Origin of the sequence: Rhizobium sp. Root1220 (genome assembly GCF_001426265.1) — a bacterium.
Lineage (GTDB): Bacteria > Pseudomonadota > Alphaproteobacteria > Rhizobiales > Rhizobiaceae > Rhizobium.
Genome location: NZ_LMDG01000032.1, coordinates 176,303 through 191,122 on the forward strand (window position 1 = coordinate 176,303; position 14,820 = coordinate 191,122).

The following is a 14,820-nucleotide window of genomic DNA, read 5'->3' on the forward strand; positions in this document are numbered from 1 at the left end:
GTCGGAGCATCGTGTTAGCGATTGAAACTGTCAAGAGGTAAAAGACGGCAGAAGATGATTTCGACACGGGTAACGAACACAACTCAAGGCGGCACCGCCATCCAGCGCTCAAACAGTCTGGTGGAAGACGTCTATGAGGCGATCTTCAACCAGTTGATGTCGCTGAAGATCGCGCCGGGTGCACGCATCACGGTGGACAATCTCGTCAAGGAGTTCAATGTCTCCCAGACACCGATCCGCGAAGCGCTCGGCCGGCTGGAAGGCGAAGGACTGGTCGTCAAGCAGCATCTTGTCGGCTACCATGCGGCTCCGCAGATCACGCGTCGACGGTTCGATGAGCTCTACGAGCTTCGCCTGCTTCTGGAACCGGCGGGCGCCGCTAAGGCTGCCGCCGCGATGGATGATGAAAAGCTCGCCATCCTGCATCAGGCCGCCGGTGTGATGGCGCGGCGCGAGGCCACCGACGATCTCCTCCACTATTCGACATTTGCCCGTCAGGACGCGGTCTTTCATGACAGCATCATGGAATTCGCCGGTAACCAGCTCATTCGGGAAATGCTGACTTACCAGCACACCCACTTCCATATCTTCCGTTTGATGTTCCACTGGCGTGTGACCGAGGAAGCCCTTGATGAGCATCAGGCGCTGCTCGACGCATTTGCCGCCCGCTCCCCGGAGGCTGCGGCATCCGCAATGCGGACCCATATAGAACATTCCCGCGACCGGCTTTTGCCCGCCTTTCAGTGAGATTCAACGAATGTCCATCGCGATCGACATCGAGAGGAATGGGGAAGACATGTCGCCGCCAGACAACGGACATGCATTCGACGCCCCGTTTCTTCGAGCAGAAAATCTCTCGAAGCAGTACGGCTCTGTAACGGTCCTGTCGGAGGTAACGCTCGACATTTTGGCAGGGGAGATCCATGCGATCATCGGCGAGAACGGTGCCGGCAAATCGACGCTGATGCGCCTGCTGTCTGGCTACGCAGCTCCCACCAGCGGGACCATCACCGTGGGAGGCCGGCCAGTCCGATTTTCAACGCCGCACCAGGCGCAGGACGCCGGCATCGTTCTCGTGCATCAAGAGATCCTGCTGGCAGATGGCCTAACGGTCGCCGAAAACCTGTTCCTTGGGCGAGAGCTTAGTCGAAACGGGATTGTCGATGACCGCGCGATGAGAAGGATCGCCGCCGAAAAGCTCGCGGAACTTGGCTGTGATATCTCCCCGAACGCCCTGGTGCGCAATGTCGCGCTTGCCGACCGGCAGTTGGTTCAGATCGCGCGGGCCTTGCTCGACGACTACAGGCTGGTGATTTTCGACGAGCCGACGGCCGTCCTGACCGGCGACGAAGTAGAGCGTCTGCTGGACATAATCCTGCGCCTGAAGGGCCGAGGCATCGCCGTCCTCTACATCAGCCATCGTCTGGACGAAGTGCAGCGGCTTGCCGACAAGGTGACGGTGTTGCGTGACGGGAAGATGGTGGGCACGCATCCCGGACACACACTCAGCCAGATGGACATGGCGCATCTGATGGTTGGTCGAGAGCTATCGGCGCTTTACCCATCCCGAAACTCGTACCCGAACGGCGAACCGATACTCGCCGTGCACGGGGCGACGGTTCCCGGTTTCGTCGAGAACGTATCTTTCGCTGCGCACAAGGGCGAAATCCTGGGGTTTGCCGGGATGATCGGTGCCGGCCGCACCGAGTTGTTTGAAGGGATCACGGGCCTCAGACCCGCAACGGCCCAGATTGAGCTTAAGGGCAAGCCTATCCAAATCCACAACCCAAGAGAAGCCATCGATGCAGGTATTGGCTACCTAACGGAAGACCGCAAGAGAAAGGGATTGCTGCTCCAGGAACGACTGGCGCCGAACCTCACGCTTTCGGCTCTGGAGAAGTTTCATCCGGGTACACTGATGAACCGTCAGCGCGAGGTCGGAATCCTCGAACAGGCAGTAGGTCAATACGACATCCGATTGAAGAGCCTCAGTGTGAAAGCCGGCCAGCTTTCCGGCGGCAACCAGCAAAAATTGCTTCTTGCGAAAGTGCTGCTGACCGACCCGTCCATCGTCATCATCGATGAGCCGACGCGCGGCATAGACATTGCCAACAAGGCGCAGATTTACGCGTTTATCCAGGGTCTCGTCGCCGAGGGCAAAGCCTGCATCGTCATCTCATCGGAGATGCAGGAACTCATAGGTATTTGCGACCGGATTTTGGTCATGCGCGGGGGCCGGATCAATGGCGAACTCGCAGGCGAGAACATGACCGAGAAGAACATCGCGCTGTTGGCGACAAGCGACGCGATCGCCGGGAATGGCATTCAGGGAGGCACAGAATGACGACAACGACACATACAATCCCAATCGGGCGAGAGCGAGAATTTGACATCAGCTGGACCGACGCGGGACCGTTCCTGGCCCTGGCTGTTCTTCTGGCTGTTGGATTCGTTATCAATCCGGACTTCCTGTCGACGACCAATCTCAGCAACGTCATCACCCGCAGCGCCTTCATTGCGATCATCGCTGTCGGCGCGACGTTCGTGATTTCTTCCGGCGGCCTGGACCTCTCGGTCGGATCGATGGCGGCATTCATTACCGGCATCACCATCATGTCCATGAACATGATGACCCCGACGTTGGGCCCCTGGTCGATCGCCGCCGGGATGGGGATCGCGATATTCGCCGGCGTGGCATGCGGGCTCTTCAACGGCCTGATCGTTACCGTCGGAAAGATCGAACCCTTCATCGCGACCCTGGGCACGATGGGCATCTTCCGCGCGCTCATCACCTACATGTCGGATGGTGGGACAATTCCAATCGACCGGGCGCTTCGCGAGGCTTATCGGCCCGTCTACTTCGGCACGGTTGGCGGAATTCCGATACCGATCCTGATTTCGATTGCGGTGGCGGCGATCGGCTCGCTCATTCTCTACAAGATGAAATACGGCCGCAAATGCGCAGCCGTCGGCGCCAATGAGGACGTTGCGCGATACTCCGGCATTTCGATCGTCCGGACCCGCACTATTGCCTACGCAATTCAGGGGGCCTGTGTCGCGATCGCTGCCATCTGCTATGTCCCGCGCCTCGGCGCAGCGACGCCAACCACCGGTGTCTTGTGGGAATTGCAAGTGATCACGGCGGTCGTCATCGGCGGCACGGCATTGCGCGGCGGCAAGGGCCACATATGGGGCACCGTTGCAGGTGCCGTCATCCTCGAACTCATCGCAAACCTGATGGTGCTCTCCGACTTCGTATCGGAATACCTGGTTGCAGCGGTGCAGGGTGCAATCATCATCATCGCCATGCTCATCCAAAGATTTTCGAGATAACCCCGTGTCCGGACCACACGGGTGTCATTTTCCATCGGTCCATTTACTGGGAGGTATCTATGTTTCGAACTAAATTGATTGCCGGCGTAGCGCTTGGTGTCCTGCTGATGGCGGGACAGGCGGCTGCCGACGGAAAGAAGATCGTCGCCGTCTCCATACCTGCGGCAGATCACGGCTGGACTGCCGGGATCGTCTATCACGCGCAGGCAGCAGCCAAGGAGATCAACGCGGCTTTCCCCGAAGTGGAAGTCGTGGTGAAGACCTCGCCTTCTGCGACGGCCCAGGTCAGCGCGCTTGAAGACCTTTCGGCGAGCCGGGATCTTGCCGCTCTGGTCATCCTTCCACACACCTCCGAAGAACTGACCTTGCCAGTCAAGGCGGTGAAGGACAAAGGTACATTCATCACCGTTGTCGATCGTGGTCTCAACGACCCGACCATCCAGGATCTTTACGTGGCCGGCGACAATATCGCAGTCGGTCGCAACACGGCGAAATTCCTGGTCGACAAACTTGAGGGCAAGGGCAACGTCGTGGTGCTGCGCGGCATCCCGACGGTCATCGACGACGAACGCGTCAAGGGCTTTGAAGACGGCATCAACGGTTCGGAGATGAAAGTTCTCGATATCCAGTATGCCAACTGGAACAGTGACGATGCGTTCAAGCTGATGCAGGACTACCTGGCCAAGTACCCGAAGATCGACGCGGTATGGGCCAATGATGACGACATGCTCGTCGGAGTGCTTGAAGCCATCAAGGAATCCGGCCGCAAAGAGATCAAGTATGCGCTCGGCGGCAACGGTATGAAGGAGATCATCAAGAAGGTCATCGACGGCGATCCTGTCACCCCCGTCGAAACCCCCTATCCGCCGTCGATGATCAAGACGGCGCTTTACATGACCGTCGCGAACCTCGTGGGCCATGCTCCTGTTCGCGGTGCAGTTAAGCTCGACGCGCCGTTGATCACAAAGGATAACGCCGCGGAGTATTATTTCCCGGATTCACCGTTCTAAGATGTCAATGATGCTGGCGGAGAAACGATCCGCCCGCACACCCAACCAAATGAGGAGGGCAAAACCATGCCAGGCAAGAAAATCCTGATGTTAACGGGCGACTTCACCGAGGAATACGAGATATTCGTATACCAGCAGGCGATGGAGGCCGTTGGCCACACCGTCCACGTCGTGTGCCCTGACAAGAAGGCCGGCGACATTCTCAGAACGTCGCTCCATGATTTCGAAGGCGACCAGACCTATACCGAAAAGCTCGGACACAATGTCGTCATCAACAAGACGTTCTCGGAGGCCGAAGCCCAGCTTGATCAATACCACGCTGTCTATTGCGCGGGCGGCCGTGGTCCCGAATATATCCGCACCGACAAGCGCGTGCAGGCGATGGTCCGCCACTTCCACGAGAAGCAGAAGCCTATCTTCACGATCTGCCACGGCGTGCAGATCCTTGTCGCGGTCGATGGCGTGGTGCGCGGCAAAAAGGTCGCCGCGCTCGGCGCTTGCGAGCCGGAGGTAATCCTTGCCGGCGGCACATATATCGACCTGTCGCCAACTGAAGCGTACGTCGATGGCACGATGGTCTCAGCTAAGGGCTGGACGGCACTTGCGGCCTTTATCAGGGAGTGCCTCAAGGTCCTTGGAACCGAGATCCGGCATAGCTGAATTGCGCAACGAACCGACGCGAATGTTCGCGTCGGTTCTGCATGTCTCTGGAGGCGTCACGATACGGGCGATGCTCGCTCGCGGCGCTCAATGCGCTCCCGCCCCTCCTCCGGCCTTGGAGCGTTTCGTGAGCAGCAGCAACACTGCGGCGAGGGCGAGAACCACGCCGATGACAGCGAAGGTATCGCTGAAGCCCATTATCAATGCCTGCCGCTTTACGATGCGCCCAAGCGCCACGACCGCCTCTGCACTTGCCTTGGCATGGTCCGATACCCCATGGGTCTGAAAATATCCGGTGAGTGCGTCGAGCCGCTGTTTGACTTCGTCTCGAGACGCCGTGACCGACTGGCCGATGATGTTCGAATGGAATTGCTCCCGTTTCGTGAGCACCGTGCCGAGCGTCGCGGTACCGACCGCTCCCCCGAGATTGCGGAGCATGTTCGTCAGCCCCGAGGCGGCTGCAGCGTCCGACGGCGCAATGGCACCCGTGGTGATCGCCGTTATCGGGGTTATCACCAGTGCCTGCCCGATCGCTCGTACGATGTTCGGAATCCAGAACTGGTCACCGGCATTATCAGGCGACAGAGAAATGTTCATGAAACAGCTGATCGCAAAGATGCTGATGCCGAGGAACCCGATGTAGCGGACGTCGAAGCGCTTCATCATCATAGGGACCAGCGGAATGATAAGCAGTTGCGGCAGACCGGTCCATGCGAGGACATTTCCGATCTGCTGGGCATTGTAGTGCTGCACCTGTCCGAGATATTGCGGCAGGATGTAGACGGTGCCGAACAATGCTACGCCCACAAGGACATTCACCGCGACGCCAATACCGAAATTACGCTGCTTCAGAAGCCGCAATTTCACCAGCGGCTTCTCGACAGTCAGCTCGATCCAGATGAAGGCGGTCAGGAAGACGAAGGCGACCACGCTCAGCTTCAGGATGAACGGCGACGAGAACCAATCGTCCTTGTTGCCTTCCTCAAGAACGGTCTGCAGGGCCGCGAGACCAATCGCCATCGTCACGATGCCCGCCCAGTCGCCTTCGCGCAGAAGGCCGAGGCGCATCGGCTGCTTATCCAGTGTCAACGCCAGCGCGAGCGCCATGATCGCGCTCGGGATCGTGTTGATGAAGAAGATCGTCTGCCATCCATAGTTTTCGGTCAGGTAACCGCCGATGGTGGGGCCGATGGCCGGCGCAAATGTCACCGAGAGCGCAAAGATCGCCAGGCCGACCGGCTGCTGCGATTTCGGCAGTTTGGTCAGCACCATCGTGAAGGCCATGGGAATGAGGATACCACCGGCAAACCCCTGCAGCCCCCGCATCACGATCATCGAACTGAGATCGTGCGTGAACGCACACGCCATGGAGAACAGTGGAAAAAGGATCGTGTTCACGAGGATATACCGCCTGAACGAGAACACGTTGCTGAAGTAGGCGGTGAGCGGAATGACGATGATTTCGCCGATGAGGTAAGAGGTCGAAATCCATGCGCCGTTGTCGACACCGGTGCCGATCCCACCCTCGATCTCCAGAAGCGATGCATTGGTGATCTGGATGTTGAGGATCGCCATGAACGCGCCGATCATCCCGGCCAGCACGGCAATCCATTCCCTGGCTCCGGCTGTCTGTGCGCCACCTGCCGCTGGCATTGCCGCGGCTCCCTGGATCGTTGTGGCATTGGACATGACCTGATCCTCCTGGTTCTGGACGGTTACTTGGCGCCGTTTCGGGTGTCGATGCTGGGTGTCACGGACATTCCGGGCCGCAAGTCGCCGGAGGCAGAGCTATTTGCATCGATGACGATGCGAACCGGGATGCGCTGGACAACCTTGGTGAAGTTGCCGGTGGCGTTGTCAGGAGGCAAAAGGGCAAACTCCTGACCGCTCGCTGGAGCGAGGCTTTCAACGTGGCCGTGGTAGATGTGGCCAGGGTAGGTATCAACGTCGATATCGACCGGCTGTCCGGGGTGAACGTCCGTCAGCTGGGTTTCCTTGTAGTTCGCCACGATGTAGGCGGCGTCTGTCGGAACAACCGTCATGAGCTGGGTCCCGGCCTGCACATATTGGCCGACGCGAAGAGTGCGGTTTCCAACGACGCCGTCGATCGGCGCCACAATGCTCGCGTAGGTGAGATTGAGTTCGGCCTGGTGCTGGACGGCAACGTCGTGGGCGAGCATCGCATCAGCCTGCGTCACCTCTGCCTTGAGTATCTCGACCTGGTGTGTCGCGGTCGCCAGTGATGCAACATCGCGGGCAGTCGCGGCACGGTTGGCAGCAATCTGAGACGCGGCTTGCTGCGCGGTTTGGACCGGTGCATAGCCATTGTTCGCAAGACGCGCATAGCGTTGATCGTTCTGCTCGGCGAAGGTTTCATTCGCGCGATCGGCGTCAATCGACGCTTGAGCTGCGGCGATGACGGATTGCTGCGTTACCAGCGCTGCCTTCTTGGCGTCGACAGTCGCCTGGGCCGCTTGTACATCGGCCTTTGCCTGTTCGAGAGCCGTTGCGTAGTCGCGGTCGTCGATCGTCGCTAGCACCTGCCCTGCCTTGACGTGCTGATTGTCGCCAACCAACACCTTGGCGAGATAACCCGAGATCTTGGGCGCGATGGCGCTGCTGTCAGCCTTGATGTACGCGTCATCGGTCGAAACCATGAAGCGACCGACGGTCCAATAGTCGTGGCCGTAGTAGGCGCCCGCCGCGACAACCACGACCGCGCCGATGCTCATAACCGCTTTTTTCAGGCCACCACCGCGTTTACTTGCGCCGATCGCCGCGGCAGAAGCAGCGGGAGGTGCCACTACTCCGGGCTGCCCCGCGTCCATCGTATGGGCTTGTGCGGCGTTCTGGGAAACGGCAACGCTGCGGTCCGGCTTGGTCAGCGCGATTACGTTCTCGTCCATTGCGATCACTCCTGACTGTCGAAGGTCGCCTTGCGAACCGCAGTCGTTAATATGGAAACTTATGGTTTTCCAAAAATATGTTGTCGATCTGCAATGTCAATGCAAATTTGGAAAATTTTCGTATTCCAAAATGAAAGTGGTCGACTTAGTGGACGGATTGCGCGCCTCAGGTGTTTAGGAAACTTGATAATTTCCTATATTTGCAATAGCACTTGGGAAGCGCCAATTTGGAATGTGATGATGCAGGATCAGGTCTCGTTAGAGAAACGCTGCCGCGGCAGGCCGCAGGTTAGATCCGATGATGAGACGAGGCAGGTCATCATCGAAGCCGCGAATGATCAATTCAAGCAAGCTGGGTACGCGTCTGCCAGCATCAGCGCAATCGCCCGGGCTGCGGGCGTCTCAACCAAGACACTGTACCGCTTGTTTCCCGCGAAAGCAGACCTGTTTTCCGAGCTGATCTCGAGCAAGATTAACCGCTATTTCCTCGGAATGGATCCCAGCAGTCTTGCAGGTCTTGCACCACGAGAAGGCCTTGAGCGCCTTCTCCTTGCTTATGGCCGACTTACTCTTTCGGAGGAGACGATCATGATCACGCGGCTGGTGCTTAGCGAATCCGACCGCTTCCCCGAAATAGCATCGGTCTTCTATGAGCAAGCGATCATCAGAACCAGCAAGGTGATGGAGGATTGGCTGTCCGGCCAGATCAGCCTGGGGGCTGTGAAGCCCGTTAATGTCGCAATGGCGATCGGCATGCTGCGTGGCATGATGACAATGGAACCACAGCGCACAGTAATGCTTGGCAAGGTCGCGGGAATACCTGACGATCAGATCGTAGAAAGGGCGCGAGCCTGCGCCGACATATTTCTCGACGGCTGCTCAAAGCGCTAGACCCCTAAATCCCCTGGCAATGATCTTCTTGCACGGCAGCCGTGCATCCGTCTCGCAGCTTCAATGACGCGAGCGAAGCAGCGAACTCTTCACTGTTAGAAACCAACGTCTGAACTTGCCACGACCTTCGTATGGTTGGTGAGCAGCCGTGGGGTTCATATCTTCAACTGACGAGTGACGACAACGTTTCGAACGCCGCGCTCGCAGTCGGAGCAGGCCAGACGCGTTCGTCCGTGGGGCGAGCCGCAGGAGTTTGCTTCCCCGCACATCAAAGAGATCAAAATGCAAAAACTCGGCAGCGGCATCACAGCCAACGATACTCTCGACAACACGCCAGTAGACGGAATCTGACCGACATGGATAAGGATCTTCGAAAAACGGTGGTTCTTGCCAGCCCGCATCTGGCGCCCTTTCTCAAGGAGGCGCTCGATGGCCGGTATCGTCTTGTGGATTTTGGCCCGACCCCGCCAAAGCCTGGCTCGAGCGGCGCCCGCGCTGTCATTGTCGACGGAAGCCGGCCATTCGACAAGAGATGGTATGAAGCCATGCCGAACCTTGGCCTGGTAGCATGCTTCAACACTGGCTACGATGGTATTGACGTGGCCGACGCGCACAGGCGCGGGATCGTTGTCACCTATGCGCGGAACGTCAACCACGAGGACGTCGCAGACTTCGCGATCGGACAGATCCTGAACATCTATCGGAAGATTTCCGATGGCAGCCGCTGGGTCAACGATGGAGAGTGGCAGTCGGGAAAGCGGCTGATCACAACGTCCCTTTCCGGTCTTCGCCTGGGAATTGTCGGCTTCGGGAGCATCGGGCAGGCTCTTGCCCGCCGTGCGGACGTGATGGGTATGGTAACCTCCTGGTGGGCGCCAAGCGACAAGCCCGACGTTCCCTGGCGCAAGGCGTCCGATCTGATCGAGCTTGCGCGCTGGAGCGACGTGCTGGTGGTGGCTGCGAGCGCGGACGAAGACAATCGTGGCTTGATCTCCGCACAGGTAATCGAGGCACTGGGTCCGCAGGGCGCACTCATCAACGTAGCCCGGGGAACACTCGTGGATGAAGATGCCGTGATCAGTGCGTTGCGACGCGGCGCATTGGCTGCCGCGGCACTGGATGTGTATCAGCAGGAGCCGACCTCCGCCGGGCGCTGGAGCGATGTACCACACGCGTTTCTGTCACCGCATATCGCTGGCGTTACAGACCTTGCACTGAGCCGCATGGCCGCGCTCGTAGGGGCCAACCTCGATGCGTTCTTCAACGGGGAGCCGGTGCTCACAGCCGCCTGACAGTCGGCGCTCGGCGGAGGCGGCTGCCGAGCAAGCGTCCCTCGCCAGCGCGACTTGCTCAATCCGACCCTACACCAGTGTATGTCACGCGCTGAACGACAATCCATCAACCGCGGTACGTGTTCCTCGCAAGCAAGAACATTCCGCGCATCACCCTTCAAGATTAAGAGGCAGTGCTATGAACTCCACTCAACCTTCACCTGAACACCGCCAACCCTTGCCGTTCAGGCGAACGATGATCGCGGTGGCATGTGGTGCAATCATCATGGCGGCTGGTGTGATCGAGTTTTTGAGATGGTTTCCGCATGCTTCCATCATCGCTCGCCCGTCTGTCCTCACGACAACAGTCGCATTCGAGCCCGAGAGCCGTCAGGACGTTCTGCTCAAGACGGTGTTTCCCCATCAGGTATAGTGGGCTCATGAGTGGGCTACAGGACTTGGAAGTTCGAGCACCCCGTCCGAAGGCGAGGAAACATGCCGCACAGGCAGGCCTCTTTGTCGGGAACGCGATCGTCACGGTTGTCGAAGGCGCGGCTTGAGACTGCGTGCTGCGAGCTACGGGTTTCTTTGGTTTCCGTTTGAGCCCAAAAACTCATTACTTCCGCAGGGGAACGATCCCACACAATTCATATGCGTGTGCTACGCCTAATGTAACTATCACTTAAGTATGCATTCCAAAATGGTGCATTCCTGGGCTAGGGTATTACTTGGAATTGGAGGGGGGAATATGGCGATTTCTGTAGCGTTCGTCGATGATCATCCAATACTGCTGGAGGGACTGGTCAGCCTTTATTCGAATAAACCGGATCTGAGTATTGTCGGCAAAGGCGACAACGCCGTGGACGCTCTGAAGCTTGTCGAGGAGCTCGCACCAAACGTCATTGTGGTCGATCTCAGTATGCCCGGAGACGCGATCGCGGCGATTGAGATCATCTTGCAGCGATACCAGCGAACCCGGATCATTGTGTTTACCGCAAGTTCGAGCATCGAGTTGGCAATTCAGGTTTTGAGCCTTGGTGTTTCCGGTTACGTGTTGAAAGGCAGCACGGCGTCCGACCTGCACGAAGCGATCAGAACCGTGCACGCCGGAAACACATTCATCACACCTGGCTTTGCCACCAAGGTAATCATGTCGATGAAGACCGAAGCGCTTCGCCGCAAGGCTCAAGTTAACCTGAGGCTGAGCGCACGCGAAGAACAGATCGTCGACCATCTGATGCGCGGCAACACCAACCGCGAAATCGCGAGCTGTCTTGATATCAGCGAAAAGACCGTGAAGCACTACATGACCGTCCTGATGCAGAAGCTGGATGCCCGCAATCGTCTGGAAGTCGTTCTTGCAGCACAAAGGCTGAGCAAGCCGCTCGATGTGGCTGGCGCAAAGTCGTTCAACTGAGAGTGCCGCAGCCCGGCGATCAGACGATCAGTCGCCGGGTTGCGAGCAGCTGGCGGCGTTCCCACAAGACGAGTGCAACGCTGGAGACGACGATCACAATCGCGCCGGCGACGACATTTATCGTCGGCACTTCAGACCATATGAGATAGCCATACAGGAATGCCCAGATGAGGCCGCTGTATTCCATCGGCGCGAGCGTCGAAGCCGGCGCGTAGCGAAAGCCTTCGTAAAGCAGATATTGCCCGGCGGCCGCCACAAGACCTAGACCGATCATCAGGAACCATCCGAACGAATCGGGTGTCTTCCAAAGCCACGGCAGCGTGGCGCCGCAGGCGACTACGAAAAGAAAGCTCGTCGCCATCATCTGGTTCAGCGTGCTTTCGGTGCGACTGACGAGGCGAACGAGAACCGTGCTCCAGGCCCAGCAAAATCCGGCAAAAATGACCATGCCTGCCGGAATCAGACTTGGAGCTTCTGCGGGGTTGGCTGCCAACAGCACACCGGCAAAACCACCGATGCAGGCGAGCCAGCGGACCGGGCCGACATTCTCCTTGAGAACCAGGATCGAGAGGAAAATGACGATGATCGGCGCCGAGAAGTACATGGTCGTGATTTCCGCAAGACCGAGGTGCCGCGCGGCCGAGTAGAAAGCCATCCATGCAGCAAGCATGAGGCCGGCACGCAGCAGCAACGATTTCCGATGCGCACTCTTCAAGATCGATGGGTGTCCGAGCCGCCGGACCATGAGGCCTGCGATGGCCACGATCATGATGCTGCGCATGAAGAGGATCTGCGGGACGGAATAGTCCGTGACGAGCCATTTGACCATCGCGTCCTGGATCGCAAACAGCGAATAGCCGGAACAGGCGAGTGCTATTCCGACGAGCGGACTTGTTTGACGGTCTGAAGATCGGGAGGACATCGTGGCCTGCAGCAGCTATGGGTAAGTATGTGCTGACTAGCAACAAGCGCGTGTTGATACAATTACCAGAAATACACATTCCGGTGCGTGCCGCGCGACGAAACGTCCATCAAGCCGCTCATGGGCCTTGCCTGATGGCGACAACTGCGGTGTATCATTCGCCACCCGCAATGATGCCGAGGATTGCAAATGACCGACGAGCGAAAATCGCGCCTATATGTGGCTGCTTCCTGGAGCCTCTGGCCGATGATATTCGTCGCGGGATTGACGGGAGCGGGCTTTGCGTTTCGCACGCAGACACCGCTATTGTGGTTCAATGTCGTCTATCTCGCGACCGTCGCGGCGATCGCTACGTTTGAACGGCTCATGCCCTACGAGAAGCAGTGGCTGCAACGCGACGGCGAGACGTTCAACGATATAGCTCACACCCTCCTGAACAAGGGCGGCGTGCAGATCGCGGCTGCGATTGGCGTATCTGCTCCGATGGCGATTGCTACGGTCGTGCAGCCGTCGCTTGCCGTGTCAGAGATATGGCCGGTTGAGTGGCCTCTTGCCCTACAAGTGGTTCTCGGGTTGATCATAGCGGAGTTCGGGCTTTACGTTGCGCACCGGGCAGCCCACGAATGGCTCACGCTGTGGCGCTTCCATGCGCTGCATCACAGTGTCGAACGTCTCTGGGTCGTCAACACCGGCCGCTTTCATATAATTGATTCATTGATAAAGATCGCGTTCAGCCAAATTCCGCTCTATCTGATGGGAGCGCCGTTGACGGTGTTTCTTTGGATCGGCGCCGTCACGGCTTTCATTGGTCTCCTCACCCATTGCAACATCGACGTACGAACCGGGCCGTTGGATTGGGTGTTCAGCACCCCGCGCCTGCATCGATGGCATCATTCGAAGGTGCTGGCCGAAGGCAACACGAACTATGGCGAGAATCTCGTCCTGTGGGATCAGATATTCGGAACCTATTTCAACCCTGCACGCCGGCCTCCGGTCGAAATCGGCATTAGCGGGCGTATCGCGGAAGGGTTTATCGAGCAACTTGTGCAACCCTTCTCGTCGAAGGGCTTTCGGGCGATTCTTGGGCGCAGGCCCGATACACGAGAGCCCGCCGTACCGGAGGCTGGGTCGCCCGAAGCCAAGTAGAAGAGCCGACAAGCACTCGGAGTTGGACACTCCGCAGATAGCGCTCAGCTGTTGTCTGCGCGCTATCTGAAGAATCTGTTGTGCCAAGCGGTATCGCCGCAAGACGTACTATCGTGCGTCGCTCTGGAACAAATCATTGAGCTTGTAGGCAACTTCAGTACGGTTCGTTGCTTTCAGCTTTTTCATGATGTTCCGGATGTGAACCTTGACCGTGCTTTCGCGCAGGTTGAGTTCGTAGGCGATGATCTTGTTTGCCTTGCCCTTGCGAAGCGCCTGTACGACCTCCGCCTGCCGCAAAGTGAAAATGCGTGTCAGTTCCTGAGGCCTTCTTTGCTCGCTCTTCTCCAGCGGAACAGCTGAAGAGAAGTTATTGCCCGCAATGATGAAGGTGCCACCGGCGACCGCTAGCGAGATTGCTTCGATGCAAACCTCGATCCCGACGGACGTTGGAATGAAACCGCGGGCGCCATACTCAAGGACCTTCAGCATCTGGTTCAAGTCGTCCCCATCAGCGAGGACAACGACCGGCGCAGGTGCAAGCTCCGCGGTAATTGTGGCAATCTCCTCCGACAGTGAGCCTTCACTCGCCTTTCGGCCGGCTATGTTCAGGAGGACCGCACCCACCGGGTGGACGGTGTCCTTCTTCCGCTGCCATTCCGCGATGGAACCGACGGCGAGCGTGGCCATGCCGAGGCCATTCGTTGTTAGTGTTGTCGCAAGGCATTCGCGCTCCAGCGTTCTGACGTCGATGATCAGCAAGCAGTGCTCATCTTCGGCTGCCCCGTCATACTGCGCGAAGTCTTTTCTGGCCTTGGACATTGCCGATGCCCGAAGCCTGTTCAGCGGTGTTCTTCCGCTTTCGAATTCCGAAGGTACGTAATTCATACTAGCCCTCATACCCCTGTAGTGTTTAAGGTGATCGCATTAAGTAAACGCAATGCTTTGCGACGATCCCCTGAACGCTGTGATGATCCCCTTTAGTATGCTAACAAAGTAGTTATCCGACTTGCGCTTGATACGTATATTTTGTTACCGGGTTTCTACTTAGTTCCGAGCCTACATACAAGAATACTAATAAGCAATATAAAAATGCTTCGAGAAAACCCGAAGAAAAAGCCTCCAGTGCGAGATTGCGGCAATGTAACGCCGTATGTGGAATATAATTTCAGAAAGAATTATATTGATCGGATGCACGTCGCAGCCGTCGCGCAGAGCTGGAATATATTTCTTATTAATAAAATAATAATTCGTGATTTTGTGTCAA

The 14,820-nt window shown here is 57.7% G+C and carries 14 protein-coding genes; 10 read left to right on the forward strand and 4 right to left on the reverse strand.

Annotated features, from left to right (window positions below; all coding sequences use genetic code 11):
* The first annotated feature begins 54 nt into the window (after nt 1–54).
* The 5 genes from ASC90_RS17895 to ASC90_RS17915 all read left to right on the forward strand — a co-directional run bounded on the left by ASC90_RS17895 (nt 55) and on the right by ASC90_RS17915 (nt 5,003).
* Complete coding sequence (locus ASC90_RS17895) at nt 55–747, forward strand: GntR family transcriptional regulator (RefSeq protein ID WP_056543030.1); 693 nt, start codon at nt 55–57, stop codon at nt 745–747.
* A 49-nt stretch (nt 748–796) separates the two neighbouring features.
* Nucleotides 797–2,344: a sugar ABC transporter ATP-binding protein gene (locus ASC90_RS17900; RefSeq protein ID WP_056543612.1), complete on the forward strand. Its 1,548-nt coding sequence runs from the start codon at nt 797–799 to the stop codon at nt 2,342–2,344.
* The gene (locus tag ASC90_RS17905) at nt 2,341–3,333 is read left to right on the forward strand and encodes an ABC transporter permease (RefSeq protein ID WP_056543033.1); all 993 of its coding nucleotides are present in this window, start codon (nt 2,341–2,343) and stop codon (nt 3,331–3,333) included. Before ASC90_RS17900 ends, ASC90_RS17905 begins: the two co-directional genes overlap by 4 nt.
* 107 nt (nt 3,334–3,440) lie before the next feature.
* A complete protein-coding gene (locus ASC90_RS17910; protein WP_244480421.1) occupies nt 3,441–4,343 on the forward strand; it encodes a substrate-binding domain-containing protein in 903 nt (300 codons plus the stop codon).
* Nucleotides 4,344–4,409: 66 nt separating this feature from the next.
* The gene (locus tag ASC90_RS17915; protein WP_056543037.1) at nt 4,410–5,003 is read left to right on the forward strand and encodes a DJ-1/PfpI family protein; all 594 of its coding nucleotides are present in this window, start codon (nt 4,410–4,412) and stop codon (nt 5,001–5,003) included.
* A gap of 87 nt (nt 5,004–5,090) precedes the next feature.
* On the opposite strand, the gene ASC90_RS17920 is transcribed toward ASC90_RS17915, so the two are convergent.
* Together ASC90_RS17920 and ASC90_RS17925 are read right to left on the reverse strand one after the other, a co-directional pair.
* Nucleotides 5,091–6,656 carry a DHA2 family efflux MFS transporter permease subunit gene (locus ASC90_RS17920; protein ID WP_056543615.1) on the reverse strand — a complete coding sequence of 522 codons (1,566 nt, stop codon included), beginning with the start codon at nt 6,654–6,656 and terminating at the stop codon, nt 5,091–5,093.
* A gap of 62 nt (nt 6,657–6,718) precedes the next feature.
* Nucleotides 6,719–7,909 carry an HlyD family secretion protein gene (locus ASC90_RS17925; RefSeq protein ID WP_056543039.1) on the reverse strand — a complete coding sequence of 397 codons (1,191 nt, stop codon included), beginning with the start codon at nt 7,907–7,909 and terminating at the stop codon, nt 6,719–6,721.
* A 237-nt stretch (nt 7,910–8,146) separates the two neighbouring features.
* On the opposite strand from ASC90_RS17925, the gene ASC90_RS17930 reads away from it, so the two are divergent.
* The 4 genes from ASC90_RS17930 (at nt 8,147) to ASC90_RS17940 (ending at nt 11,488) form a co-directional block, all read left to right on the forward strand.
* Nucleotides 8,147–8,800: a TetR/AcrR family transcriptional regulator C-terminal domain-containing protein gene (locus ASC90_RS17930; RefSeq protein ID WP_056543041.1), complete on the forward strand. Its 654-nt coding sequence runs from the start codon at nt 8,147–8,149 to the stop codon at nt 8,798–8,800.
* A 356-nt stretch (nt 8,801–9,156) separates the two neighbouring features.
* Complete coding sequence (locus tag ASC90_RS17935; protein WP_056543044.1) at nt 9,157–10,092, forward strand: NAD(P)-dependent oxidoreductase; 936 nt, start codon at nt 9,157–9,159, stop codon at nt 10,090–10,092.
* 178 nt (nt 10,093–10,270) lie between these two features.
* Nucleotides 10,271–10,504: a hypothetical protein gene (locus ASC90_RS28910; protein WP_156393017.1), complete on the forward strand. Its 234-nt coding sequence runs from the start codon at nt 10,271–10,273 to the stop codon at nt 10,502–10,504.
* A 315-nt stretch (nt 10,505–10,819) separates the two neighbouring features.
* Entirely contained in the window at nt 10,820–11,488 is a 669-nt protein-coding gene (locus tag ASC90_RS17940; protein ID WP_056543045.1) for a response regulator transcription factor, read from the forward strand.
* Between the two features lie 19 nt (nt 11,489–11,507).
* Here ASC90_RS17940 and ASC90_RS17945 read toward each other — a convergent pair whose 3' ends face one another.
* The gene (locus ASC90_RS17945; RefSeq protein WP_082519968.1) at nt 11,508–12,410 is read right to left on the reverse strand and encodes a DMT family transporter; all 903 of its coding nucleotides are present in this window, start codon (nt 12,408–12,410) and stop codon (nt 11,508–11,510) included.
* Between the two features lie 189 nt (nt 12,411–12,599).
* On the opposite strand from ASC90_RS17945, the gene ASC90_RS17950 reads away from it, so the two are divergent.
* Complete coding sequence (locus ASC90_RS17950) at nt 12,600–13,556, forward strand: sterol desaturase family protein (protein ID WP_056543048.1); 957 nt, start codon at nt 12,600–12,602, stop codon at nt 13,554–13,556.
* Between the two features lie 108 nt (nt 13,557–13,664).
* On the opposite strand, the gene ASC90_RS17955 is transcribed toward ASC90_RS17950, so the two are convergent.
* Nucleotides 13,665–14,441 (reverse strand): response regulator transcription factor, encoded by a 777-nt coding sequence (locus ASC90_RS17955; RefSeq protein WP_056543050.1) that lies wholly within the window; start codon nt 14,439–14,441, stop codon nt 13,665–13,667.
* Between the last annotated feature and the right edge of the window lie 379 nt (nt 14,442–14,820).